Source organism: Maribacter sp. TH_r10, from assembly GCF_033101095.1.
Lineage (GTDB): Bacteria > Bacteroidota > Bacteroidia > Flavobacteriales > Flavobacteriaceae > Maribacter_A > Maribacter_A luteus.
Window position 1 is genome coordinate 63,914 of record NZ_JAWMPY010000007.1, and the last position, 26,266, is coordinate 90,179.

Sequence of the window (26,266 nt, forward strand, 5' to 3'; positions counted from 1 at the left end):
ATGAAAAGGTTCATGTCCCTTGAACCATTAATTACTTTCTTATTACTTTTTATCGTAACAATTACCTCGGCGCAAGATGTTTCTTACGAAGATGGTAAAAAATATATCTTGGGAGGTCTTGAGGTAACAGGTCTCCAAAGTTATAATGAACAAACGGTCAAGACTTATACCGGTTTACGGGTAGGTCAACCCATTACACTTCCAGGGGAGCAGATCAGTGCTATTATCAACAAACTATGGGGGTTGGAGCTTTTTACCGATATCGATTTTTATGTGACCGATGTGCAAGGGGACAATGTTTTCCTTGAACTTAATATCATTGAGCGTCCTACTTTGTCAAAGGTGAAAATGAACGGTGTGAAAGAAAGAAAGGTCGATGAGATCTTAAAGGATACCGATCTTAAGAAAGGAAAGAAGATTACCGAAAGTCTTATTGCCAATAGTAAGAATTATATTCAAAATCAATTCAAGAAGAAGGGGTATTTGAATGCTAAGGTCAATATTATAACCGCGGTAGATACTTCGGCTACCAATGCACGTAGCATGGTCGTCAATGTTGATAAAGGGGATAAGGTAAAAGTAAAGGATATCATTTTTGAGGGCAATGATAAAATCCCTGCCAAAAAATTGCGCAAGGCCTTGAAAAATACCAAGAAAAAGAAACTGGGTCGTTTTTGGAAAAAATCGAAATTCATAAAAGACGATTATGAGACCGATTTGACATTGCTTGTAGATAAATATGCCGAAAACGGTTATAGGGATGCCCGTATCCTTTCCGATACCGTAGAAAACGTTGATGAGAACAACATCAATATAAAAATCAAGGTTGAGGAAGGTAATAAGTACTATTTCGGGGATATCGACTTCGTTGGTAATAGTGTTTATACCGATCAGATGTTAAGCAGGGTTTTGGGTATCAAAAAAGGTTCTACATATAATGGTGTACTTTTAAGGGAACGTATCGCTGATGATACCAAGCCTGATGCCAATGATGTTACCAGTCTGTACCAAAACAATGGGTATCTTTTTTCAAGTATCAATCCAGTAGAGGTTTCAGCGGAGAATGATACCATTAATTTTGAAATTCGAATTGTAGAAGGTAAGGAAACCTTCTTGGATCACGTTACCATAAACGGTAATGATAAGACCAATGACCATGTTATCTTCAGGGAGCTTAGAACGCGTCCAGGTCAAAAATATAACAAGTCCGATATTATAAGGAGTATTCGTGAGTTGGGGCAACTTGGTTTCTTCGATGCCGAGCAGATCAAACCGGATATTATAAATCCTAAACCTAATGAAGGTACCGTGGATTTGGATTACGGTCTTGTTGAATCGGGATCTAGCCAGATAGAACTACAAGGAGGTTATGGTGGCGGTGGTTTCATCGGTACTTTAGGACTTTCGTTCAGTAATTTTTCTTTGCGTAATATTTTCAATGGGGAAGCATATAAGCCGGTACCCATGGGTGATGGCCAGAGTTTTGCCGTGCGTTTGCAGGCAAGTAGAACGTATCGTGTATATAGTTTGAATTTTTCCGAGCCTTGGTTGGGAGGTAAAAAACCGGTTCGTTTCAATTTGTCATTGTCCCAGACGAAACAGTTCAGTTCGAGTTATTCCAGTTCTGGATCCATAGAAGTTGATAAAGATCGGGGCTTCTCGATTACGGGAGTCTCTGCCGGATTGGCCAAAAAGGTGCAATGGCCCGATGATTTCTTCGTGATTTCGCATTCTTTGGGATATCAACGTTATGAATTCAACGATTATAACTTGGGGTTGTTCAACTTCGGTAACGGTAGCTCCAATGCTTTTTCATATACTTTGGGAATTTCCAGAAATGCCACTGCAGGTGGCAGGATCTTTCCGAGAGGAGGTTCCAATTTTGAGATAACCGGAAAATTCACACCTCCTTATTCCTTATTCAGTAGTAAGGATTTCAGGGAATTAAAAGACGAGAGTGAAGAGCTGACCGATAAAAGATATTCAGAAGGGCTTACTACGGAAGAGTCCGATCGTTTGGAAGAAGTTGACCAAGAACGTTTCAGATGGTTGGAATATTATAAAGTTAAATTCAAAGGGGATTGGTACACTACCCTTGTAGGTGATCTGGTACTTAGGACCAATGCTGAATTAGGGTTCTTGGGTAGCTACAACAGTGCAGTGGGCGATGTGCCTTTTGAGCGTTTCTATGTAGGTGGAGATGGTATGGGTAACTTTACCTTGGATGGTAGGGATGTGGTTCAATTGAGAGGTTATGACAACCAAGCATTGACACCTTTGAATCCTGATACAGGTTCGTCTGATGGGGCTTTATTGTATAATAAGTTCTCTATGGAGTTAAGATACCCACTTACTTTAAAACCTTCGGCCTCTATCTATGGATTGGCATTTTTAGAAGGTGGTAATGGTTTCAACAATTTTCAGGACTTTAATCCGTTTGAAATAAAACGGTCGGCCGGAGTGGGGCTTAGGATATTTATGCCGGCATTCGGATTATTGGGAATAGACTTTGGGTATGGTTTCGATGAAGACTATCAATCTAGTTCAACAGGTCCCAGTGGATGGCAAACACACTTCATTATCGGTCAACAGTTTTAATTTAAGAATCGTGGCATAGTCTAAACTATTCATTTTAAAAGTTTTAGTATTTTTGGCACGATATTTTCTATGTATTAAAACGGAATCAAAAATGAAACCAAAAACAAAAGTTCTTTTACTAGTCGCCATAGTGCTTTCAGCATACCAGACTTTCGCCCAACGTGGAGTTAGGATAGCCTATGTAGACATGGAATACATCTTGGAGAATGTCGAGGAATATCGCGAGGCCACGGATCAATTGGAAAATAAGGTTGAAAAGTGGAAGGTAGAGATAGAGCAAAAGCAAAGTGTCGTTGAGCAAATGAAAAAGGATTTGATGGCCGAAAAGGTGCTTTTGACCAATGAATTGATCGAAGAGCGAGAGGAAGAAATACTCATACTTGAAAAAGAAATGATCGAGTATCAGCAGGATCGTTTTGGCCCTCAGGGAGACCTTGTGTTACAGAAAAGGAGATTGATCCAGCCCATACAGGATCAGGTCTTTAATGAAGTACAGAAAATAGGGGCCAATAAAAAGTATGATTTTATTTTTGATAAATCTGCGGATGTTGTAATGTTGTATTCCGAAAAAAGACACGACATCAGTGATTTGGTGTTGCGGGGTATAGCAAGGACAAGAAAAATAAGTAAACCTAAAAAATCGGACACCAAAAATCGTTTGTCTGATTTTGAAGGGGACGATGCCCCAGCGGAAGAGGAAATGAGCGATGCTCTTAAAGAGCGGATAGAATTGGCCAAACAAGCCGAGGAAGCTCGAGCAAAGACAGCAGAGGAGAAAAGGGCCGAACAATTAAAGATAAGGGAGGAACGTAAAAAGGCTTACGACGAACGTAGAAAGAAACTCTTGGAAGAGAGAGAGGCCAAGAAGAAAGCGAAAGAAGAGGAGAGAAATAAGGAATCCGATCAAGAAGAGACGGAAGAGACCAAATAAATAGTAAGAATCATTAACTTAAATTAACACTCAAATATTTTAATTAGAAATCATGAAAGAAGTAAAGAAAATAGTAGTTGCCTTGGTTTTGTTCGTAGCAGCGACAAGTTTTGTTCAAGCTCAAAGTAAAGTGGCACATATAGACGTAACCCAGCTTTTATCGCAAATGCCCGAGATGAAATCCGCTGAGGCCGAATTAAAGAAACTACAGGAAACCTACAGGGCCGATATAGAAAGTTCAATGACCGAGTTGAAGAATAAATATACCCAGTATTCCAATGAGTCTGCCTCTAAATCCGAAGAGGAAAACCAAAAAAGGGCCCAGGAGTTACAGGTGTTCGAAAAGAACATTGGTGAGGCACAACAGAATGCCCAACAAGAGCTTCAGAAAAAGCAAGCCGAATTGTTCGCCCCAATCTCTGAAAAAGCCAAAGCCGCTATTGAAAAAGTAGCTGCGGCCCAAGGGTTCGATTATGTGATCGATGCCCAAGCCGGTGGTGGATTGATAGTCGCTAAAGGAAAAGACCTTCTTCCTGAAGTTAAAAAGGAATTAGGCTTCTAGGAATAGAACTTAAAATTTTGAAAGACCATCCTGGCGATAATGTTAGGGTGGTTTTTTTTGTTTACCCGATAATCTTTTTCCGGATCCCCTTCCATCTTAAACTACGGATGAATTTTCCTTCTTCCGGTGATACCATTTTTTGATGCTGCGTCTTCTTCGCCTTAAAATAGCCCTTCATATTATGATAAAGGGTTTTCGGGTTTTTCTGTTTCAACGCCATTTTGAAAGAAGCTATTAAAGTTAGCCAAAATCCATAATCCATCGCGTACATGGCTTCACCTTGCATGAGTTTCGCTTTGGCATTGTAGGCTTTTCCTGTTGGGCGAAGATGCTTTACTTTCAATTCATCCAAGGTAGCTATTTCAAAACCATGGTACTGGGTCAATAATTCATCAATGGTATCCCAACCCATTGCGTTTTTGAGTCCGCCGATACTTTTGAAACATGTCTTTGTATAGGCTTTAAATGCCCCTCTGACGTGTTTTTTGTTCATGGGGTGGTTCAGTACCCATTCGTTGTTCGAATCGAGCTCATAAACGAACCCACCGGCCAGACCGATATTTTTGTTTTCGTTGAAAACCGAGGCAATGGATTCAAAATAATTTTTGGGAAGGATTAAGTCGGCATCGAGTTTTACGATAAAGTCATAATCGTCATCCAAAAGCGCCAACCCTTTTCTGAAAGCATTGATGACCTTACTTCCGGGAAGGTGTTCCTTAGAGGAGCTTGTGTTCAATTTTTGATAAAAACCGTATCCCTCGCAGTAGGTATCGATTATAGCTTCGGTATTGTCGGTAGAATTATCATTGACAATGATTACTTTTTTGGGAAGAAGGGTCTGTTCGGATAATGAGCTTAAGGTTTTTTCTAAAAAAGCCTCTTCATTATGCGCGGGTATAACAATGTAGTACTTCAAGTCAGTGTTTTTTACTTTGCCTTTCTTATCCTTTCGGCATAAATGATATAATATCTTGGGGTAAAGCTTCGTAAGAGGGGTCTAAAACCGATTTTTTTAACAGGGTTCGTCCATTTATCCCTGTCCATTATTTTCCATCCGGCCTTTTCCAATAGCCAGTCAAATTGCCAATCCTCAAATTCGTGATAGTGTCTGTCCCAAGGGTCGGTCTTGCTTTGATAGGCAGGTGAAAACCACAAGCGTAACGGAATACTTGCAACGAGTTTGTTCGCCTTTATTTCTCGTAGCACATTGAAAGGGGCGATAAGGTGTTCAAAGATCTCAAAGGCCGTGACAACATCGGTATTGCTGTTGGATATGGTGTCGAAGTTCAAGTCTAAATCCTCTCCTTTGGTGTTACTGACCGTATATCCATGCTCTTTCATGATTTTTGAAAAAGGATTTTCGACCCCTAAATCCAAAATCGTTTCTTGGGTAGTGATATGTCTTTCTAGGAAAGAAAGGGTTTTTTCGAATCGTTTATTGGGAAAAGTTTTTTCGTACATCTAAAATGGACAGTAAGTTGAAATAACCAAAATTAGGTTGTGCAATGTATTGTTGGTACGAAGTTAAAAAAATATGCAGAGGCATAACCAAATACCTCTGCAATTCTTTATTTAAGCCGTTTTTGAACTATTTATACTTCGTATACCATGGCATTGATGTTCATACCGGCACCTACGCTGGCAAATAGGACCACATCACCTTTTTCTATGCTATGGCCTTCTATGTTCCCTTTTCTTACTTTATCGTAAAGGGTGGGTATCGTGGCAACGGAACTGTTTCCCAATCTACCAATGGTCATAGGCATAATACCTGTAGGGGGTTTAAGTTTATATTGTCTATAGAACCGTTTTACAATGGCCTCGTCCATTTTTTCATTGGCCTGGTGAATGAATATTTTTTTGACTTCCGAAATATCCCTTCCTGTTTTATCCAAGCATTCTTTCATGGCCTGTGGCACATGGGAAATGGCGAACTCATAGATTTTTCGACCATACATTTTAATGTAACGTCTATCTTCCTTAATATCCTTGTTATATGATTCACCGAAGAACAAATAAAAGGCTTCGTCGTTGGCATAAGTTGCGGTTTCATGGTTAAGAAATTGTCCCTTACCCTCAGTTTCCTCTATGATTGCCGCACCCGCACCGTCAGAGTATAGCATGGTGTCACGGTCATATTCATCTACGACCCTTGATAGGGTATCGGCGCCTATGACCAAACATCTTTTTGCCATTCCCGCTTTTATGAAAGCGTTGGCCTGTATAACGCCTTCGATCCAACCAGGGCAACCGAAAAGCATGTCATAAGCTATGCATTTAGGGTTTTTGATGTCCAATTTATGTTTTACGCGGGTCGCAAGGCTAGGGAGGGTGTCACCTTGTATTTTGCCAGGTGAAACATCACCGAAATTATGGGCGAATATGATATAATCCAATGTTTCTTTGTCAATCCCAGCATTTTCAATAGCTTTCGCTGCTGCCAAGTGTCCAAGGTCAGAAGTGTTCAGCTCATTTTTTGCGTAGCGTCTTTGTTCGATGCCAGTAATTGATTTGAATTTTTCTATGATGACTTCATTCGGCCCTTCGATGATCGAACCGTCAGTATTCAAGAATGTATTTTTTTCGAAATTTGAGTTTTCAATGATGATGGAAGGTCTAAAGGACCCTGTTCCGGTAATCGCTATGCTCATTATTGATAAAATTTTACGCAAATTACCCAATCCCTAAATTTCGTGGGATTTAAAACGGGGTAACAATACGATGTTCAAGATTATTTGATATAAATAAATTAGTAAACAAATGTATTAAAGATTAACAAAAAGGCACTTGTTTACGGGGGTTTATAATTTTATTCAGATTCAATATAGGCTTCAATGGGTGTGCAACTGCAAATAAGATTACGATCTCCATAGGCATCATCGACCCTCCTTACCGTTGGCCAAAACTTATTGTCGGATACATAGGGCAAAGGAAAAGCCGCTTCTTGTCTGCTATACGGAAACTCCCAATCATCACTCGTTAGCATCGACATGGTGTGCGGGGCGTTTTTCAAGGGGTTGTTTTGGGGATTGTCCGCAGCTGATTCGATCTCATTCCGAATGGCGATCAAAGCATCACAAAAACGGTCTAATTCGGCCTTGCTTTCACTTTCTGTGGGTTCGATCATTATCGTTCCGGCAACAGGGAAAGAAACCGTAGGGGCATGAAATCCATAGTCCATAAGGCGCTTGGCTATGTCGGTTACTTCGATGCCATTTTGTTTAAACGGTCGGCAATCGATGATCATCTCGTGTGCGGCGCGTCCATTTTCGCCGGTATAGAGTACTTCATACTTTCCGCTTAAGCGTTCTTTTATATAATTGGCGTTCAGTATGGCTATTTTGGTGCTGTTCGTCAATCCTTTTTCCCCTAACATTTTAATATATGCATAAGAGATAAGGCATACAAGTGAACTGCCCCAAGGAGCTCCCGAAATAGCGGTTATGGCATTACTTCCTCCTGTTTTTACCAGAGGATTGCCGGGAAGGAACGGTTTTAACTGTTCGGCAACGCAAATAGGTCCTACACCAGGACCGCCACCACCATGCGGAATGGCAAACGTTTTGTGTAGGTTCAAATGACAAACATCGGCGCCGATCGTGGCGGGATTCGTAAGTCCCACTTGGGCGTTCATGTTGGCACCATCCATATACACTTGGCCACCATACTCGTGTATGATTTTGGTAATATATTTTATAGAGGATTCAAATACGCCGTGTGTTGAAGGATATGTAACCATTAACGCGGCTAGGTTTTCGGAATGTAGTTTGGCTTTCTCTTCCAAATCAACAATATCGATATTGCCTTTATCATCGGTTTTGGTAACGACAACCTTCATACCGGCCATCACTGCAGAGGCAGGATTGGTTCCGTGGGCCGAAGCCGGGATTATACAAATGTTTCGATGTTCTTCTTTTCGTGATTTGTGGTAAGCCCTAATGAGCATTAGTCCTGCGTATTCGCCTTGTGCCCCGGAATTTGGTTGTAATGAAGTGCCGGCGAAGCCAGTAATGGTAGTCAGGTCTTTCTCCAGTTCTCGAAGAACTTCTTGGTATCCTTCTGCTTGTTCAATAGGTACGAATGGGTGAATATTGCCCCATTCGGCCCAACTCAGTGGTAGCATCTCACTGGCCGCGTTCAATTTCATGGTACATGACCCTAATGAAATCATGGAGTGGTTCAACGAAAGGTCCTTGCGTTCCAGTTTTTTGATGTAACGCATTAATTCGGTTTCCGAATGATAGGTATTGAAAACCTCATTTTCAAGAAATGGGGATTTTCGCATTAACAGGGCGGGAATGATCTCACCTGAAACTTCTTTCGATGAATTCCTTTGGTTCGGAAGGTTCAATTCGGAAAAACAAGAAAGAATTGATTCTATGTCCTTGTCGTCGGTTGCTTCATTTATGGAAATGGATACTGTGTGCTTATCGATGTAATTAAAATTAATGCCTTTGCTTTCTGCAATGGCTTTAAGTGAAGTCGTATCCGAAACGTTGATTTTCAGGGTGTCGAAAAAAGTCTCGTTCACCTGTTCAAATCCTTGCTGGGCAAGTCCCTGATTCAGCTTTTTAGCTTTACTGTGTACTTGCTCGGCAATATATTGTAATCCTTTTGGGCCATGATAAACCGCATACATTCCGGCCATCACGGCCAAAAGCACTTGTGCGGTACAGATATTGGAAGTTGCCTTATCCCGTTTTATATGTTGTTCCCGGGTCTGTAATGCCATTCGTAAGGCAGGTTGCCCATCGGCATCTTTTGTTATTCCAATGATCCTGCCCGGTATATTTCTTTTGTATGTTTCCTTGGTTGCGAAAAAAGCGGCGTGTGGCCCTCCGTATCCTAACGGAATTCCAAAACGCTGGGTGGTGCCTACAACAACATCCGCACCGAATTCTCCAGGAGGTGTAAGTAATACCAAACTTAAAATATCGGCAGCAACCGCGACTTTTATTTCGCTTTCTTTGGCTTTTTCAACGAACGAGGCGTAATCATAAACCTTTCCGTACTTGCCGGGATATTGTAGCAATGCCCCAAAAAAGTCAGTCCCGAACTCAAATTCTTCGTGATCGCCAATAACCAATTCTATGCCGAGAGGGGTAGATCGTGTTTGTAATAAGGATAAGGTTTGTGGTAAAACTTCCTCGGACACAAAGAATTTAATGACCCCATCTTTCTTTTGGGGACGGGAGCGGACATCGAACAACATGGACATGGCTTCTGCTGCGGCCGTACTTTCATCTAATAATGAAGCATTGGCAAGTTCCATTCCGGTAAGATCGGCTATTACCGTTTGAAAATTCAGAAGAGCCTCCAAACGGCCTTGTGCGATTTCGGCTTGGTATGGGGTATAGGCCGTATACCAACCTGGATTCTCTAAAATGTTCCTTTGAATGACCGAGGGAACAATCGATTCGTGATACCCTAAACCTATGTATGACTTAAAAAGTTTGTTTTTGGAAGATAATGCCTTGATGTGCGAAAGAAAATCGTGTTCGCTCATCGCCTCGGATAAAGGGAGCGGTTGTGCCAATCGTATGTCCGAAGGAATGGTTTCGGCAATGACTTGGTCCAGACTTTCAGCCCTTACGGTCTCGAGCATTTGCCCAAGGTCTCCTTCGTTGATTCCAATGTGGCGTAAAGCAAACAAATCGGTTCTCATATCTGCGAATTTTTGATGCGCAAAATTAGGGATTTTATCTGTTTTAATTAAGTCGTGCACGTATGTATTGGACTAAAGTTTTTAACGATATAGAGCTGTTATAAACAGTTTGGTTAAATTTACTCGATGAACTACATGGGGCGACTGTTCAATTTTTATTTAGATGCTAGTATACATGTGGCTTTTGCCGTCGTTTCCTTGTGTATGGCTACCTCATTTCTTTTTAATGTTCAATTGGAATCCCACCTTTTTTATTTTGTCTTTTTTGGAACGATCATCAATTATAATTTCATTAAATATGGTATAGAGGCCAAAAAGTATATTTTGGTGGGTAATAGATACCATAAGAACATTCAGTTTTTTAGTTTTATTTGCTTCATTATGGCATGTTATCACGGTTGGTTTTTAAGTGCCGATACATGGCTGATACTATTTATTTTGGCCATTTTTACAGGTTTATATGCCTTGCCGGTTTTGCCTAGGGCTAGGAACTTGAGGAGTCTTGGTGGGCTTAAGATTTTTATTGTGGCCTTGGTGTGGTCCGGAATTACCGTTGTTTTGCCCTTGGTTGAAATTAAAATGGTTTTGGGTTGGGATGTTTGGGTAGAAGTGGTACAGCGAATATTACTGGTATTGGTGTTGTTGATTCCCTTTGAGATTAGGGATTTGGCTTATGATCAACCGGAATTAAGGACTATCCCCCAACGCATGGGTGTAACACGTACTAAGGTATTCGGCGCTTTTTTGGTAGTTATGTTTTTTGGTCTTACCTATCTAAAGGATTTGATAACGGAAATTGAATTGATCGCGAAAGGTGTTCTTTTTCTGGTCTTAGGTGGATTGATGTTCGTGACCAAACGTAATCAATCCATATATTTTTCCTCTTTTTGGGTAGAGGCCGTTCCTCTTATTTGGTGCGGATTTATTTGGGTCCTGGTTTACCTCTTTTAGATTTTTTCCTCAATTTCTTTTTTCATTTTAACCTTGTCTTTTTCAGGTAATGCGTGCAAGTGTGCCTTTTTACAAAGTGATGTGAGTTCGGAGTTTTTTTTAGAGAATTTGGAGCAGGTTTTACAGAAAAAAAGGTGTACGATCAATTTGAACTTTTCGGTAAAAGTCGCCTCCTTGTATTGTTCTTTATTGCAGATAATAGCTGCTTCTTCACACGTCATAATTAAAACCAATTTTTGTTCAGGCAATCCATTAAGGCCGTTCTGGCCCTGTGGATCATTACCCAGAGATTAGACGGGTTTATTCCTAGTTCTTTACAAATATCCTCGGTGTCCATTCCTTGAATTGTTTTCATTGAAAATACTAAGGATTGTTTTTGTGGAAGTTTGGAGATGCATTCTTGAATCGCAAGGCCTAATTCTTCATTTTCTATATCGTCGTTTTCAAGTATGCTCAAAGGGTCGGCAACCTGTTCTTCAAGCCAATCGCCATCGGCATCCATTTGGCTGCTATAGCCCATGCGTACTTCGGCCTTGCCTTTATTGGAATTTATCTTACGGTAATAATCAATTACCTTTCTTTTCAAAATGGCGATAAGCCATGTGCGTTCGGCTGCCGTGCCTTTATAATTTGCTGCGGATTTTAGTCCTGCGAAGAAGGTTTCCTGTACAAGATCTTTTGCGATTTCGGCATCACTGATCCTGCCCACCGCATAATTAAAAAGATAGTCTGCATATTTGTCGACCCAGGTTTCAGGATGTAATTGATGTTCTGCCATGAAATTGTTGCTGACATCAAAAATAAATTAAATTTAATGATTATACCTATTTTTGAAAAAAAGAGCATATTATATGAGATTAGTTATTTTGATGGGTATGGTGTTGTTTGTGGGCTTGGGTTGTTCACAGATCAAGGAAAAAAACATAACGGAAGTTGCCCGGACGGAATTGGATACCATTTTGTTGGTAGATGTAAGAACGCCTAAGGAATATAATGAAGGGCATTTGGATAATGCAGTGAATATCGATTGGATGGATGATGGTTTTGTGAGTGGCTTTGAAAAAATAGATAAGGATAAAACGATTTACCTCTATTGCCGCAGTGGTAGGCGAAGTGCCAGTGCCGCTAAATACTTGGATTCATTGGGATATAGCGAGGTTTATAACCTAAAAGGCGGTTATATGGCCTATGAAAATGCACGGAAATAGTTATTTCCGGGACAATTTGAAAATGGAAGAAAGCCATTAATATGAAAATATTCCTATTAATGGCTTTCATTACTATTGACTGTTTTTTGTGTTTTTCCTTTAAAAGGAAATAACAAAATCAGGTATTTAATTACAATAACCCTGCTCTTTCCAATAGGGCCTCAACCTTAGGTTCCGCACCCCTGAAACGTTTGTACAAGACCATAGGTTTTTCCGTACCTCCTTTTGAAAGAACGTTCTCTTTGAATTTGGTCGCAATCTCTTTATTGAATATTCCTTTCTCCTTAAAATAAGCAAATGCATCCGCATCCAATACTTCTGCCCATTTGTAGCTATAGTAACCTGAGGAATAGCCTCCTTGGAAAATATGGGAAAACGCCGTGCTCATGCAGGTCTCTGGAGTGTCGGGATATAATTGTGTTCCTTTGAAGGCTTCAGTTTCATGACTCTTTACATCTTTGATGTTCGAAGGGTCGGCACCATGCCAAGCCATATCCAATAATCCAAAACTCAATTGGCGTAAGGTGGCCATGCCTTCATGAAAGGTGGCCGATTCCTTTATTTTGGTAATCAATTCCATAGGAATGGTTTCCCCGGTTTCGTAATGCTTGGCGAAAAGTTCCAATGCTTCTTTTTCATAACACCAATTCTCCATTACCTGACTGGGCAATTCTACAAAATCCCAATACACCGAAGTGCCCGATAGGCTAGGGTAGGTGGTGTTGGCCAGCATACCATGAAGGCCATGCCCAAATTCATGGAATAATGTGGTGACTTCATTGAAGGTCAGTAAAGAAGGTTTGCTAGGGGTGGAACGGGTGAAATTACAAACATTGGAGATATGTGGACGAACATTTTCGCCGTCTTTTATATATTGGGGCTTAAAGGATGTCATCCAAGCTCCGCCACGTTTTCCGGGTCTCGGGTGAAAATCGGCATAGAACAACGAGATAAAGTTTCCTTTTTCGTCGGTTATGCGGAACGTTTTCACCTCTTCATGGTAGGTGTCGATATCATAGACCTCGGTAAACTTTAGTCCGAACAATTTCTCTGCAACTTTAAAGACCCCGGCGATTACGTTTTCCAGCTTAAAATAGGGTTTCAACTTTTCGTCATCCAAATCAAAAAGTTTCTGTTTTAACTTCTCTGCATAATAAGAACCGTCCCATTTTTGTAAATGGTCTATACTATCAAGGTCTTTGGCAAAATCTTCCAATTCCTTGAACTCCCTTTCCGCAGCGGGTTTGGCCTTTACCAAAAGCTCGTTCAGGAATTCATGGACTTTTTCCGGGGTTTCCGCCATGCGTTCTTCCAATACAAAATGAGCATGGGATGGGTAGCCTAATAGAATGGCCCGTTCATGTCGAAGATTGGCAATTTTAAGTACGTTTTCCTGATTATCGTATGCATTGCCGTGAAAACCTTTGCTGCCAAAAGCCAGGGATAGCTTTTTACGTAACTCCCTGTTTTTTGCATATTTCATGAATGGAATGTAACTGGGGTAATCCAAGGTTACCAGCCAGCCTTCCTTATCTTTAGCTTTGGCCATTTGGGCCGCAGCCTCTTTTTCCCCCTCGGGCATCCCGTCCAGTTCTTTCTCGTTGGTAATATGCAATTCGTATGCATTGGTCTCGGCCAAAACGTTTTCCCCGAATTTTAATTTAAGTTTGGAAAGTTCGGTATCTATCTCTCGGAGCCGTTTCTTTTTATCATCCGGTAAATTGGCGCCATTTCGGCTGAAACTTTTGTATTTCTTGTCAAGAAGTGTGTCTTGCTCAATAGTAAGATCAAGCTCGCTCTTTTGGTCATAAACGGCTTTGATTCTCTTGAAAAGAGCTTCGTTCAGCGTAATGTCATTACTGAATTCAGAAAGCAAAGGAGAAACCTCCTGTGCGATTTCCTGGATTTCCTCATTGGTCTCGGCCGAATTCAGGTTAAAGAAAACACTGGAAACCCTATCCAGTTGTTGTCCTGAAAATTCCAAGGCCTCGATGGTGTTTATAAAGGTTGGGGCATCGGTGTTTTTGGTTATTGCATCTATTTCAGCACGTGCATCTTCGATAGCTTGCATAAAGGCGGGCTTAAAATGCTCGTTTTTTATTTTTGAAAAAGGTGCTGTATCGAAAGATTGAAGAAGTGGGTTGCTCATAAAAATTAATGTGTTGTGGTATTTTCTTTATTTAATCTCCTTTACTTTTTCCGCACCATCGATCACCTTTTGTTTTAATCCTTCTTTGTAAAGGATTATTTTATCGAGAACGCATTTATCGGAACTACCGATAATCTGTGCCGCAAGGATTCCCGCATTTTTTGCTCCGTTCAGGGCTACCGTGGCTACAGGTACGCCACCGGGCATTTGAAGAATGGAAAGGACGGAATCCCATCCATCTATCGAATTGCTGCTTTTTACAGGAACCCCGATAACCGGTAATGGGGACATTGAGGCGACCATACCGGGAAGGTGGGCCGCACCTCCAGCTCCAGCAATAATAACCGAAATTCCGTTTTTATGTGCGTTTTTACTAAAGTCGAATAATTTTTCAGGCGTACGGTGGGCCGAAACGATATCAACTTCGATTTCGATATCAAAACCCTTTAGGATGTCAATGGCATCTTGCATTACCGGTAGGTCGCTAGTGCTTCCCATAACTATGGCTACTTTGCTCATAATATTCAAATTTTAAAACCAGGTTACGTTAGTTATTTAGGCTTTGGTATTTGTTCAATGCGCATTTCGCGCTATTACTTTAATCGTTTCTTTTACTTGTTGGGCAATTTTTCGGGCTTCCTTAAGGTCTTCGTTTACAATGGTAACGTGTCCCATTTTTCTAAATGGCCTTGTTTGTCTTTTACCATAAATATGTGGTGTAACACCATCCAGCTTTAATATTTCTTCAATATTTTGGTATACAACATCACCTGTATGTCCTTCGACACCGACCAAGTTCACCATGATTCCTGCGACCTTACTATCTGTATTGCCCAATGGGAGGTCCAAAATACTACGAATATGCTGCTCAAACTGGTTGGTGTAACTGGCTTCTATACTATAGTGTCCACTATTGTGGGGCCTTGGAGCTACTTCATTGACCAAGATTTCATCCTCTTTGGTCTGGAACATTTCTACGGCCAAAAGTCCTACATGCTGTATTTTGTGTGATACTTTCAAGGCGATTTCACGGGCTTTTTCGGCCACTTTCCCATCAATACGGGCAGGGCATATGACATACTCCACCTGGTTGGCTTCCGGGTGAAACTCCATCTCAACAACAGGATATGTAATAACATCCCCTTTTACGTTACGGGCTACGATGACCGCAAGTTCGTTTTTGAACGGAATCATTTCCTCGGTTATGCATTCCCCCGGAGGCAATCCTTCCAGATCCTCCATATTTCGTATGATCTTTACCCCTTGGCCGTCATAGCCGAATTGGGCACTTTTCCAAACAAAAGGGAATTCCAGGCTTTCATGTTCCACACTGTCTTTCATCTCACTGGCATATGCGAAACGGGAGAAAGGCGCGGTAGGTATATCATTATCGATATAGAACAACTTTTGTTTGGCCTTGTTCTGTATTATTTTAAGTGCTTTTGTGGGCGGGTATACTTTTATTCCTTCGTGTTCCAATTTCTCAAGGGCGGCAATATTCACATTTTCGATTTCAATGGTAAGTACATCTACCTTTTTGCCAAAGTCATAAACCGCTTCGAAATCGAGGAGATCGCCGATGACAAACTCATTACAGGCCAATCTGGAAGGAGCGTCTTTGGAAGCATCCATCACTTTGGTATGGATGTCGAATTTACGGGTTTCGTAGAGCATCATTTTGCCCAATTGTCCACCACCTAAAATTCCCAATTTAAAGTCAGAAGAAAAATAATCCATGTGTTGTATCGTGTCTTTGGGTTTATGTTTAGACGGAAAACTGTAACAAAAATACATCGAATTCTTAAAACTCAAGGGTTGTCATTCAAAAAGAGAAATCAAAATGGTATCTTTGCCGTCTTATAAAAAACCAGACCATTGATAAAACTACACGATAAATATTTTAAACCCTTTCTAAGTGAGGAGCAGATTCTTGAGGCCGTAAAATCTATCGCCCAAAAAGTTGCTGATGATTATAAGGATGAAATCCCTGTTTTTGTAGGTGTCCTGAATGGGTCGTTTATGTTCGTGGCCGATTTCTTGAAGGAGTATAAGTACAACTGCGAGGTGTCTTTCATAAAATTAAGTTCTTATCAAGGCTTGACCTCGACGGGAATCGTAGAAACTTTGTTGGACGTACCTGATAATTTAGAGGGTAAGAGTGTGATAATATTGGAAGATATTATAGATTCTGGCCGTACGCTGAAAGAATTGGTACACCTTTTCAACAAGACCAATGTAAAGGAATACAAGATTGCAAGCTTGTTTTACAAGTCTGAAGTATATAATGGGGAATATGCGATTGATTATGTGGGTATAGACATCCCTGATAAATTCATAGTGGGATATGGCCTGGATTATGATGAGTTGGGTCGAAACCTAAGAGAAGTTTACCAATTAAAACAAAAACATATGATCAATCTAGTGCTATTCGGCAAGCCCGGGGCAGGAAAAGGTACCCAAGCCGAATTTCTAAAAGAGCAATACAATTTAAAACATATCTCAACTGGGGATGTTTTTCGTTATAACATCAAAAATAGTACGGAGTTGGGAACTTTGGCCAAGTCATATATGGACAAAGGCGATTTGGTTCCTGATGAGGTAACCATTAAAATGTTGCAAGACGAAGTTGAAAAACATTCGGATGCAAGCGGGTTTATCTTTGATGGTTTTCCACGCACTGTGGCCCAGGCCCAGGCATTGGACGAGTTTTTAGAGAGTAAGGATATGAAAATCGATGCCACTCTTGCACTCGATGCGGACGATGAAATTTTGATTCAACGTTTATTGGAACGTGGTAAGGTAAGTGGTAGAACCGATGATCAGGACGAATCCAAAATAAGGAATCGATTCGAGGAATACAATCAAAAAACAGCTCCTTTACAGGCGTTTTATGAAAAGCAAGGTAAATATCATAGTGTAAACGGTATCGGGGCTATAGAGGATATTACCCGTCGCTTGGGCAAGGTGATAGAAGAATTATAGTAGACCTTTGAAAGTTCCCTTTTTTTAGGATAAGGAACTTTTCAAGTTATGGGAACTGTATGTTTTGACATGTAAGAATATCTTCAATACATGTTACAATAAAGACAAATTATAATTAAAAATGACCGAAGGCAATTTTGTTGATTACGTAAAGATCCATGCCAGCTCTGGGAATGGAGGTAAGGGTTCTGTGCATTTGCATCGGGAAAAATATATCACTAAAGGAGGCCCTGATGGAGGTGATGGAGGTCGTGGCGGACATGTGATCGTTCGTGGCAATAAGAACTTATGGACCTTGGTGGGCTTTAAGTTCCAGCGTCATTTTAAGGCAGGTCATGGTGGGCACGGAAGTAAGAACAGGAGTTCCGGAGCCGATGGCGAGGATGTGTATATGGAAGTTCCTTTGGGGACCGTGTTCAGAAATAGCGAAACCAATGAGATCCTATTCGAGATTACGGAAGAAGGAGAGGAAAGAATACTGGTAGAAGGTGGTATGGGTGGTCGAGGTAATTGGCATTTTAAAACCTCTACGAACCAAACACCGCGTTATGCCCAATCTGGGGTAAAAGGCCAAGAGGTCGATATTATCCTGGAATTGAAAGTTTTGGCCGATGTTGGTTTGGTCGGTTTTCCCAATGCCGGAAAATCTACTCTTTTGGCCGCCATTACGTCCGCTAAGCCCAAAATAGCGAATTATGAGTTTACGACCTTAAAACCGAATTTGGGTATAGTTCAACACCGCGATTTCCAAAGCTTTGTCATGGCCGATATTCCTGGAATTATCGAAGGGGCAGCCGAGGGCAAAGGTCTAGGTCATTATTTTCTAAGGCATATAGAACGAAATGCAATGCTGTTGTTCTTGATACCGGCAGATAGTAATGATATTAGTAAGGAATATGAAATTCTGTTGGATGAGCTTCGCAGATACAATCCCGAACTTTTGGATAAGGAAAGATTGGTCGCAATCTCAAAAAGTGATATGCTCGATGCGGAGTTGATGGATGAAATGAGGATTGAGCTCGATAAGGATTTCAAGGATATCCCCTATATGTTCATTTCTTCAGTATCCCAATTTGGGGTTCAAGAGCTAAAGGATAGACTTTGGAAGATGCTCAACAGTTAATCGAAAATTTCATAGGTTAGGGACAAAAAGCTTAATTTTTCTTTACTTTTAGGAAAAGCATAGGCGATGAAAATCTTACACTACTTATTATTGGCCCTTTTGTTTACTTCTTGTCAGGCGGTTCGTGTGCAAACCGATTATCAAAATGAAACCGATTTCACCAATTATGCGACCTACAACTATTATGATGATATGGAGACCGGTTTGGGCGATTTGGAAGAAAAACGATTGATAAAGGTGCTCGATGCTGCCATGCGGAATAAAGGGTTACTTCTTTCCGAAGAGCCCGATTTTTTAATCAACATTCAAAGTAAAATGTACCAAGCGGCCAATGGAAACTCTGTTGGGCTCGGCGTAGGAGGTGGTGGTAGAAATGTTGGTGGTGGACTTTCTGTAGGAATTCCCATTACATCTTCGAAAGTGCAACGTGAAATCATTTTCGATTTTGTAGATAGCCAAAAAGAAGAACTGTTTTGGCAGGCAATAAGTGTCAGTAGTTTCAATGAGAACCTTTCCCCAACAGAACGCGAAGCCAAACTTTTGGAGATAGTAAATCGGGTGTTGTCTAAATATCCGCCTAAGACCAAATAATAAAACGGTTTCACCATTCAAATAAAACCGTTTTTTGCTGTTGATTTTAAAGTTTAGCCGTTCAGTAAATCCCTATACTTGTCTTTATAACAGAATAACAATGCGATGTTCAGGATAAGCAGTACAGCTGATCCCATAATATTGGCTGGATCCAGAACAGCGTGGAACAATACAGCATTTATTGAGACACTCATCAGAATAAGAAGCATGAGGGCGGCATATTTATTCAACAATAAAGATAAGCCTCCAACAATTTCAACAATAGCGACAAGCGTCATTGTTTTTGAGGAAATCAGAGCTGCAAAATAAGCACCTGCGTCACCAGTTGGGGCTTCCATTGGAATAAAGTGAAAGAACTTGTTTAACCCGAAAACAAGAACAAAAAGACCGAGAAGTATTCTCAGCACCATAAAAACTTTTGAATTCATAATATTTGATTTAGTTGTTGATATCCTAAATATACGAATTAATTAATCTCTTTGTTATCTGTTAAATACTTTGTATTCAGTAACTTAAAGATGGTTTTGGTTATTTGATATTTAGTCTGACACCCTCGCTATGGCTACTGAACTCAGGGGCATACATGCTTTGGATGGTCGTAATCCCATTACTGAAGTTACCGGCATTGTTCACCCTAAGGTCATATTCGAATACATAAACACCTTTTGGTAAATAGTCGAAAAAGAAATTGGTACTTGCATCTTTCGTGCTTTCATAATAACCGAGTCCATCTTGCCATTTATATTGGGAAAGTACATTTGTAGGTTCCAAACCTGCTGCTCGCATGTCTTTCATATGAACGAATTCCATATTCCGGTCAGGGCGCAGCTCTATACGTACCCGTACAAGATCCCCTACCTTTAAAGCTGTTTTAGGGGTTATTTCTGAAATTTCCTCACCGGTATCGGTATGGTTTCTTAAAAACAATTTCTTTTTTAGTTGTAAAGGGGTTTTGGCCGATGTTATTTTATCCAAGTCCTCAAAATACTGCCAGTAAAGTGCGCCCCAAGCAATACCCTTCCCTTTTTTGGTAAGTTGTACGCTTCCTAAATCTGAGGTGATTTCATTGTTGGCCCACGATGTTTTGTAATAACCTGTACCGGCTTCAACACGTACATTTTCCATTTTTGAAGGTTCTATTTTTTTACCACCGACCAAAACATCCACGGCATCTGTGACCGAGAGCCAATCACTACCTTGGAGTAATAGGGCGTAAACTGCATCGGTCGTTGCTTTAGTGGTTTTCCATTGATTGGTCTGTTTGTTCTTCAACAACCATATTTTAAGATTGTCGATGGTGGTAATGTCATTTTCGATTTCCGAAAATGCTTCAATCAGTAATGACTGGGTCTCAATTGGGGCTTGGTGCCAATACCAAGATCCGTTGTTTTCCTTCCAGTACATACCCATTTCCTCTGAATTTATACTGTTTTCCTTCAGGGAACGTAGAATTTTGGCAGCAGTTGATCGTTCATTGTTCCTGTGTAACACCAAAGCCAATATCCCTTTGGCATATAGACTTCTTTTGGTCCAATACTTTTTGGCCTGACCATTGTAATATTCCATGATATTCGCAACCTTTTTGGAGGTTTTGATATCATCGAAGAAACTTCGCATGTACAGATAATGCATTTGTGTATAGCTCAAGTGATCATCATTGATATCGGTCGCATATTTTTTCATCTGTTCATATTCCTCAAGGAACTCATTATCTAAATAGCGAACGGCCTTAATAACCATTTCGTGCTGCTTTTTGTCTTCATTGGTTACTACCGAAAGCTTTTTTAAATGACCAAGACCTGTAATGATATGTTGTGTTATAAAACGGTTTTCCCTTCCACCTTTAAACCATGCCCATGCCCCATTGGACATTTGGTTTTGTCGGAGTTTGTTCAAGGCATTGGCTTGTTCTTCTTTCATCTTGTTCATATTGAACAATAGGGCAATGCGTTTTTTCTGTTCGGTTTCCGATTGGGCATCCCGTAGCCAGGGAGTTTCCTGAATCAAGAGTGCCTTCAATTCTTGGTTCTTTTCCAAATTACCCAATAACGCATCTGAATTGGCCCATTGGTCAAAAACCTCACGAATACGTGGTGAACTATTTGCGATATGACTGGCTAATGAGTTCGCGTAATATCTTGAAAAAACCTGTTCGTTGCAATCATAAGGGTACTCCATTAGGTAGGGGAGTGCCTGAACGGCATACCATGCAGGATTAGAGGTTATTTCTAAGGTAAGTTTATGGTTTTTGAGCGTTGTTGAGGTATTGTCCTTCAATTTATCCAAAGTAAAAGTCTTGGTTTGGTTGCTTCGAACCCACATGGGTAAGGTTTCGGTTACGAGCATACGGTTGGTCAAAACCGGGAGCATATTTTGTTCTCCATCACTGAAATCACCGGCTTTCGCAATGATCTTATATTGTAGGGCCTGCAGGTCTGCAGGAATCCTAAGCTGCCAAGAAACTTGGGTGTTCCCCAGTGAATCCACCGAAAAAGAAACCTGTTTTGCTCCTGTTTTTGAGTCGGAAAGTAAAAGTTCTGTAGAAATTTCTTTTCCGGAAATGGCATCGATCAGCTCTATAAATGCCTGTCCCTCCAATTTGTTCTCAGTAAGATTGGCGATTTTGGCACTTATGGTGATCTTGTCTCCTTCACGAAGAAAACGGGGCACATTGGGTGTAACCATTAATTCCTTTTGAGTAACGGTCTTCAAGGTGCTCATCGCACTTTGTAAGGACTTGGTATGAGCCAAGAGTTGTAATTTCCATTGGGTCAAAGCTTCGGGTGTGGTAAAGCTGAATGATACATTGCCCTCCTTGTCGGTTTGCAATTGGGGAAAGAAAAATGCCGTTTCCTGCAGGTTTGTTCGTACTTGGACATCACCTTTGTCTTCTTCAATACTTTTCGCTTCAGGTTCATTCGTTTCTTCCTTAAAGACCAAATTTCCAGTGACGACGTCATCCAAAACTTCCTCATTCAAAGCTTCCCCTTCGGCCATGTCCATTGCCATCATAGGTGCGGCACTTCTCATGACCTTTTTTCGAAGGTACATACCATAGTTATACCCAAAATGCAGACCAAACCAATTAAAGGAGTCATAGTGTTGGGGGGTATACCAATTTTCATGGGATTGGTCGTTGTGGACCAAAAATGAGGCATTACCAAAACTTTGGTATGCATTACTGTTATAGTTAGAATAATAGTAGGGCTTATGTATGGGATAAAAACTCCAGTAGTGGCTTCTAAAAGTATCCAAAGAGGCATCGTACATACTGGCTAGAACTTCGGCCGATACCTTTTCTCCTTCGGGTCCTTTTATTTTAAAGCTCCATGTTTCATCGGTTCCTGGTTTTATCTTGTTCCTAAAGGTCAAGGTTTCGATCTCCAAATCGGTTTTGGGATAAGGAACCGTAATGGGCAGGGTGTTCGAAATAAAGGAGTTGTAGGCTGAAAAACCATAGTTAATTGAAAATCCGCCTAAATCGCCATGCTCAACTGGGATTTTAATGGTTTTTGAATTGTTGTTGAGGCGAATTATTCGGGTGTCGATGATTTTTCGGTCTTTCTCTATTGCCAATGTTACCGCCAAATTTTCCGAACTTGATGATAGCGTTATGCTAGCTGTTTCCCCGATTTTGTATTGATCCTTATCGGTGTTAATACTGAAAAGTTGATGGTCCGCCAATGTTTTGTCCTTTCCACTGAAAAGGGTCGTATGGGTAAGGTCTTTTACCGTTTGTCCAAATTTATCCTTGGTTTCAAGGGTTATTCGGTATTTCCCCGAAATCCATTTTTTAATGCTGCCAAGGTTTATTTCATTGGAAGAACCTGTATCGAAAGATTTTTCCATTACCATTTGCCCGTTTTTCCATTGGGTCTGGTCATTTTCGTTTGTATAAGCATCATTCGGATAAAGCCTTCTAAATTCATCTTCGGTGAAACCGGCATAATCCGGGGCTTCCCAAGGCCTATTTCGCAATACGTGGGCAGGGGATTTCAGCTTGTATATTTTCAGGGTACCCTTTGCAGGTACGGATTGACCGTTAAGGTTATTGGTATATACGGTAATTGTATGGTCTTTTTTATCCTTATCAATGGTTTCGCCAACCACGATGTTAGCGGTTAACGTATGGTACCCTACGCGGACAGTGGTCGTAGCACTATGTGTTTCCCCGTTAATATCGGTAACGTCTGCGCTTATTTCATAATTGAAAACGGGCATACTTTCCCTATCGGCCGATTTGTCGGGAATGGCCATAAATTTAACTTCATAGTTCCCAGAAGCATCAGTGGTCGTTTCCCCATGGGTTATTTCTTGGGGAGAGCTATTGAAATAAGGTCGGTACCAATAATACCATCTCGGGAAATTCACGATACGTTTTACCCTATAGGTTACTTTGGCATCGGTTATAGCGCTTCCGGCATAGGCCATGGCCTTCCCTGAAACCACTACGCTATCATTGACTTTTACCGATGAGGTTATTGGGTTAAAAGACGTTTCGAATTTTGGGCGTTTGTACTCTTCCACAGAGAAATTCGCAGCACCATTTATATTAATGGCCTTTGAACGTACTTGCAGAGAATAATTACCAGTGAGTCCGTTATTGGGCAGGATGAATTCCCCCGTAAATGAACCAAATTCATTGGTCGTTGATTCTTGTAAGCTTATCTCTTGGTAATTGGCGTCACGCAATGCAACCGTTATTGTTGTATTCGGTTGTACATTGGATTCCCCATTTTGTTGGGAAATGGCAATTCCCTTAAAATATAAGGGTTGCCCCGGTCTATAGATGCTTCTATCGGTAAATAAAAAGGCATTGTAATTTATATTCGACTTGTTGCTTGTATTTCTTTTTTGATTGATATAATACTCCCCAAAATACGCCGTATCATCCCCAGAGGTTATCGTGGTATGAATGCGGGTCCATTGTTTATTGGGTAACGCAATTTTTACTTGGCCCTGATCATCGGTGACGAAGGATTTTGTCAAAGTTTTTCCGTCGTAATTTTCTCGATACGAAAACTTTACTTTTGCCTGTTTTTTGGGTTGGCCATTGTTCCTGTCGATAACTTGAAAACGATGTTCCGATGGGGAGCGGGTCTCGACCAAGGCCAAATCGGTAACCTGAATATCGGAATAGGCAAATGAAGTATTTTCATCTTTTGGTGTTGCCAGGATAACGTAAATGCCGTTGTTCAGCTCAGGGATAAGAGCCTCAGTACTATGGTTTTGATAATCGCCCTCGTTTTTTAAATCAGTATCCCATGATTTCACCAATTTCAATTTTTTGATGAAGTCAAGTTTTTTGGGTTCTGGGTACAATGAATTCAGTTTTTCCAGATCTGAGCGGGTAATCGTATAGGCAGAAAGTTTTAATCCTTTAATGTTTTTGTAATTGACCAATATCCGGGCAGGTCGGTTAATGGGGATAAAACGTTCCGTCGTGAGTTGTAGGTTGGTTTTAAGAATGTTGGACTTAAGGTCCCTACTTTTATCGGCTGCTTTGCCTTTTGGGGATTCCTTGATGATGTCATCGCATATGGCAACGGCCTCTTTCAATTTCCATTGATGTTCATTGTTGGTTTTGGCTTGGTACGTTCTTCCCCATTGTTGGTACAAATAAGCGATTTCATATTGGTAAAGATTTGCAACCTTAACGTTGGCGATTCCGGAGGAAGAATTCTGTAAAACTTCCAGATAGTGTAATTCTTTATCTGGGAAAATCGCATTTTGATGTACATATTTAAGGCGTTCAATATCTACATCGACCATTGCCATGAGATTGTTATTGTTGAGGTGAAAACCAATTAATTTCTGGTATACTTCAAGCGCTTTTGCCTGTAGGGAGGTTTTGTCCTCTGTGTTCACCTTTACTTTTATAAATTCATGGGCCTCACATAAAAGGGAAGGATCACTGATTTCAAATTTGTCCGCAGGTCGGGTGATGTTCGTTTCTTGGGTCTTATAAAATTCCAACGCCGTGTGGGCCAGAATATCAAATAGGGTAGGGCGATAGGTTTCCGAACCTTTTTGGTCGTTTATGATCTCTTTAAAACTTTCGACCCCAATCTCTTGTAAGGCCTTGGGATTAGTCAGGGAATTACCGAAGTGATGTTTTATCTCTTGAAAAAGAGTCGTAACATCCCACGTTCTAAAATCGACCGAATCTATTTTGGTTTCAGTCTTGGTCCTATTGTAAAATTGATACCTGTTTTGTTGAAAATATTGCCAATATAGATTGGCCAAATAGCTTTCCAAAACATTTTTGGTGGGGGATTCCGCCTTCGATATTTCCTGTTTGAAATCGTTGATAATAGTCAATTGGGCATCTTCCTCGAGTGTAAGTGCGTATTTGGAGGTATATAAAAGTGACTTTATGATTTGACCGGAATTGTTTTCTTTTTTCGCCTTTTTTGATATTTTCCGTACGACTTCCAAGGCAGATTTGGTCAAGGCTTCCTTTTCGAATTGGGCAACATCCTCCCATAACACATCGTACGATTCATTATTTTTTTGGGAGTGCGTCATTTGGGAAAACAAGATTACCGTTAATACTACAATGAGATTTTTCATAAGTATAAAATTACAGAACAAAACTGAGCAAAATCAATGCCAATCAAAATGATAAATGAGGGAATGATACTATTCCGTTAGTGAATAGGACTCACCTACCATAGTTTGGCCAAAGTCTAAAGACTTTTTAATAGTCCCCCATCAATCGGGATTTGGGTGCCTGTTATATATGCGGCTTGATCTGAAGCTAAGAAGGTGGTAAGGTATCCATATTCCTTTGGGTCCCCGATTCTCCTGACCGGTACTCTGGTTTCCATTTCAGCAAGGACTTCATTCTCGTGAATACCTAGCTGTTCCGCTTTTTTAGCGTTTAACTGGGCTATGCGTTCGGTATCAAAATAACCCGTAAGAACGCTGTTCACGGTAATCTGATATGGGCCTACATCCGTTGCCAAAGTTTTGGCCCATGTAACCAATGCCGCCCTAATGGAATTTGATAGGGCCAAATAACTTAGGGGTTCCTTAACCGAAACCGAAGCTACATTGATGATACGGCCCCATCGGTTCTTGATCATATGCTCCAAAGCCAATTCCGTTGTATAAACAACGCTTTTGAAAAGCAGGTCGAACGCTGTTTGGTAATCATCTATATGCACGTCCATTGCCCCACCGGCTTTGGGCCCCTGGGTATTATTGACCAAAATATCGATGGTGTTATTTTTAAAATAACGTGTAATAGTGGTTTTATATGCTTCAAGATCATTGAAGTCTACCACTAGATAATCATGGTGTTGGCCGTTATGGGTAGGCAATGAAGCAATGATGTTTTTCAATTTTTCCTCGGTCCGCGCCATAAGTGTTACTCGGGCACCGCTATTGGCCAATTGTTCTGCGATGGCCTTTCCTATTCCTCGGCTACTGCCGCCGACCAATGCGTTTTTACCTATTAGTGAAATGTTCATATGAGCAATTAATTTATTGAATATAAGTATA

Annotated in this window: 20 protein-coding genes; 8 read left to right on the forward strand and 12 right to left on the reverse strand. The window is 40.7% G+C overall.

The genetic code is table 11. The annotated features are described in order from the left end of the window. The 3 genes from R3X28_RS15195 (at position 1) to R3X28_RS15205 (ending at position 4,091) form a co-directional block, all read left to right on the forward strand. On the forward strand, positions 1 to 2,598 hold the full coding sequence (locus tag R3X28_RS15195; RefSeq protein ID WP_154364725.1) for an outer membrane protein assembly factor: 2,598 nt from the start codon (positions 1 to 3) through the stop codon (positions 2,596 to 2,598). Positions 2,599 to 2,689: 91 nt separating this feature from the next. Continuing rightward, a complete protein-coding gene (locus R3X28_RS15200; RefSeq protein WP_154363962.1) occupies positions 2,690 to 3,529 on the forward strand; it encodes an OmpH family outer membrane protein in 840 nt (279 codons plus the stop codon). Positions 3,530 to 3,581: 52 nt separating this feature from the next. Further along, positions 3,582 to 4,091, forward strand: coding sequence for an OmpH family outer membrane protein (locus R3X28_RS15205; RefSeq protein ID WP_109649605.1), 510 nt, complete (start codon positions 3,582 to 3,584; stop codon positions 4,089 to 4,091). 61 nt (positions 4,092 to 4,152) lie between these two features. On the opposite strand, the gene R3X28_RS15210 is transcribed toward R3X28_RS15205, so the two are convergent. The 4 genes from R3X28_RS15210 to gcvP all read right to left on the reverse strand — a co-directional run bounded on the left by R3X28_RS15210 (position 4,153) and on the right by gcvP (position 9,756). After that, a complete protein-coding gene (locus tag R3X28_RS15210; protein WP_317665437.1) occupies positions 4,153 to 5,007 on the reverse strand; it encodes a glycosyltransferase family 2 protein in 855 nt (284 codons plus the stop codon). Between the two features lie 11 nt (positions 5,008 to 5,018). After that, positions 5,019 to 5,552, reverse strand: a complete 534-nt coding sequence (locus R3X28_RS15215) for a methyltransferase (protein WP_317665439.1) — start codon at positions 5,550 to 5,552, stop codon at positions 5,019 to 5,021. Positions 5,553 to 5,683: 131 nt separating this feature from the next. Continuing rightward, positions 5,684 to 6,742: a 3-oxoacyl-ACP synthase III family protein gene (locus R3X28_RS15220; RefSeq protein WP_154363955.1), complete on the reverse strand. Its 1,059-nt coding sequence runs from the start codon at positions 6,740 to 6,742 to the stop codon at positions 5,684 to 5,686. 158 nt (positions 6,743 to 6,900) lie between these two features. Beyond that, the gene (gene gcvP, locus R3X28_RS15225; RefSeq protein ID WP_317665442.1) at positions 6,901 to 9,756 is read right to left on the reverse strand and encodes an aminomethyl-transferring glycine dehydrogenase; all 2,856 of its coding nucleotides are present in this window, start codon (positions 9,754 to 9,756) and stop codon (positions 6,901 to 6,903) included. 126 nt (positions 9,757 to 9,882) lie between these two features. Here gcvP and R3X28_RS15230 point away from each other — a divergent pair, with 126 nt between their 5' ends. Next, positions 9,883 to 10,707, forward strand: coding sequence for a hypothetical protein (locus tag R3X28_RS15230; protein ID WP_317665444.1), 825 nt, complete (start codon positions 9,883 to 9,885; stop codon positions 10,705 to 10,707). Here R3X28_RS15230 and R3X28_RS15235 read toward each other — a convergent pair. Together R3X28_RS15235 and R3X28_RS15240 are read right to left on the reverse strand one after the other, a co-directional pair. Continuing rightward, the gene (locus tag R3X28_RS15235) at positions 10,704 to 10,928 is read right to left on the reverse strand and encodes a hypothetical protein (protein WP_317665446.1); all 225 of its coding nucleotides are present in this window, start codon (positions 10,926 to 10,928) and stop codon (positions 10,704 to 10,706) included. The genes R3X28_RS15230 and R3X28_RS15235 overlap by 4 nt on opposite strands. A gap of 2 nt (positions 10,929 to 10,930) precedes the next feature. After that, positions 10,931 to 11,485, reverse strand: coding sequence for a sigma-70 family RNA polymerase sigma factor (locus R3X28_RS15240; protein ID WP_317665447.1), 555 nt, complete (start codon positions 11,483 to 11,485; stop codon positions 10,931 to 10,933). A gap of 73 nt (positions 11,486 to 11,558) precedes the next feature. Here R3X28_RS15240 and R3X28_RS15245 point away from each other — a divergent pair, with 73 nt between their 5' ends. Continuing rightward, entirely contained in the window at positions 11,559 to 11,915 is a 357-nt protein-coding gene (locus tag R3X28_RS15245; protein WP_317665449.1) for a rhodanese-like domain-containing protein, read from the forward strand. 130 nt (positions 11,916 to 12,045) lie between these two features. Here R3X28_RS15245 and R3X28_RS15250 read toward each other — a convergent pair whose 3' ends face one another. Genes R3X28_RS15250 through R3X28_RS15260 form a run of 3 tightly spaced genes read right to left on the reverse strand, consistent with a single transcriptional unit; the run spans position 12,046 to position 15,801 of the window. Further along, positions 12,046 to 14,064 carry a M3 family metallopeptidase gene (locus R3X28_RS15250; protein ID WP_317665451.1) on the reverse strand — a complete coding sequence of 673 codons (2,019 nt, stop codon included), beginning with the start codon at positions 14,062 to 14,064 and terminating at the stop codon, positions 12,046 to 12,048. 27 nt (positions 14,065 to 14,091) lie between these two features. Then, on the reverse strand, positions 14,092 to 14,583 hold the full coding sequence (gene purE / locus R3X28_RS15255) for a 5-(carboxyamino)imidazole ribonucleotide mutase (protein ID WP_154363941.1): 492 nt from the start codon (positions 14,581 to 14,583) through the stop codon (positions 14,092 to 14,094). Positions 14,584 to 14,637: 54 nt separating this feature from the next. Continuing rightward, complete coding sequence (locus tag R3X28_RS15260; RefSeq protein WP_317665453.1) at positions 14,638 to 15,801, reverse strand: 5-(carboxyamino)imidazole ribonucleotide synthase; 1,164 nt, start codon at positions 15,799 to 15,801, stop codon at positions 14,638 to 14,640. A gap of 138 nt (positions 15,802 to 15,939) precedes the next feature. On the opposite strand from R3X28_RS15260, the gene R3X28_RS15265 reads away from it, so the two are divergent. From R3X28_RS15265 to R3X28_RS15275, 3 genes are all read left to right on the forward strand, one after another. Then, positions 15,940 to 17,046, forward strand: a complete 1,107-nt coding sequence (locus R3X28_RS15265) for an adenylate kinase (RefSeq protein ID WP_154363938.1) — start codon at positions 15,940 to 15,942, stop codon at positions 17,044 to 17,046. Between the two features lie 121 nt (positions 17,047 to 17,167). Continuing rightward, positions 17,168 to 18,169, forward strand: coding sequence for a GTPase ObgE (obgE, locus tag R3X28_RS15270; RefSeq protein WP_317665454.1), 1,002 nt, complete (start codon positions 17,168 to 17,170; stop codon positions 18,167 to 18,169). Positions 18,170 to 18,235: 66 nt separating this feature from the next. After that, positions 18,236 to 18,760: a DUF4136 domain-containing protein gene (locus tag R3X28_RS15275; RefSeq protein ID WP_282054630.1), complete on the forward strand. Its 525-nt coding sequence runs from the start codon at positions 18,236 to 18,238 to the stop codon at positions 18,758 to 18,760. A gap of 53 nt (positions 18,761 to 18,813) precedes the next feature. Here the strand turns inward: R3X28_RS15275 and R3X28_RS15280 are convergent, their stop codons facing one another. The 3 genes from R3X28_RS15280 to R3X28_RS15290 all read right to left on the reverse strand — a co-directional run bounded on the left by R3X28_RS15280 (position 18,814) and on the right by R3X28_RS15290 (position 26,235). Continuing rightward, positions 18,814 to 19,188, reverse strand: coding sequence for a DoxX family membrane protein (locus tag R3X28_RS15280; protein WP_317665456.1), 375 nt, complete (start codon positions 19,186 to 19,188; stop codon positions 18,814 to 18,816). Positions 19,189 to 19,288: 100 nt separating this feature from the next. After that, the gene (locus tag R3X28_RS15285; protein WP_317665458.1) at positions 19,289 to 25,333 is read right to left on the reverse strand and encodes an alpha-2-macroglobulin family protein; all 6,045 of its coding nucleotides are present in this window, start codon (positions 25,331 to 25,333) and stop codon (positions 19,289 to 19,291) included. A 116-nt stretch (positions 25,334 to 25,449) separates the two neighbouring features. Continuing rightward, positions 25,450 to 26,235 (reverse strand): SDR family oxidoreductase, encoded by a 786-nt coding sequence (locus R3X28_RS15290; protein ID WP_317665459.1) that lies wholly within the window; start codon positions 26,233 to 26,235, stop codon positions 25,450 to 25,452. Positions 26,236 to 26,266: the final 31 nt, after the last annotated feature.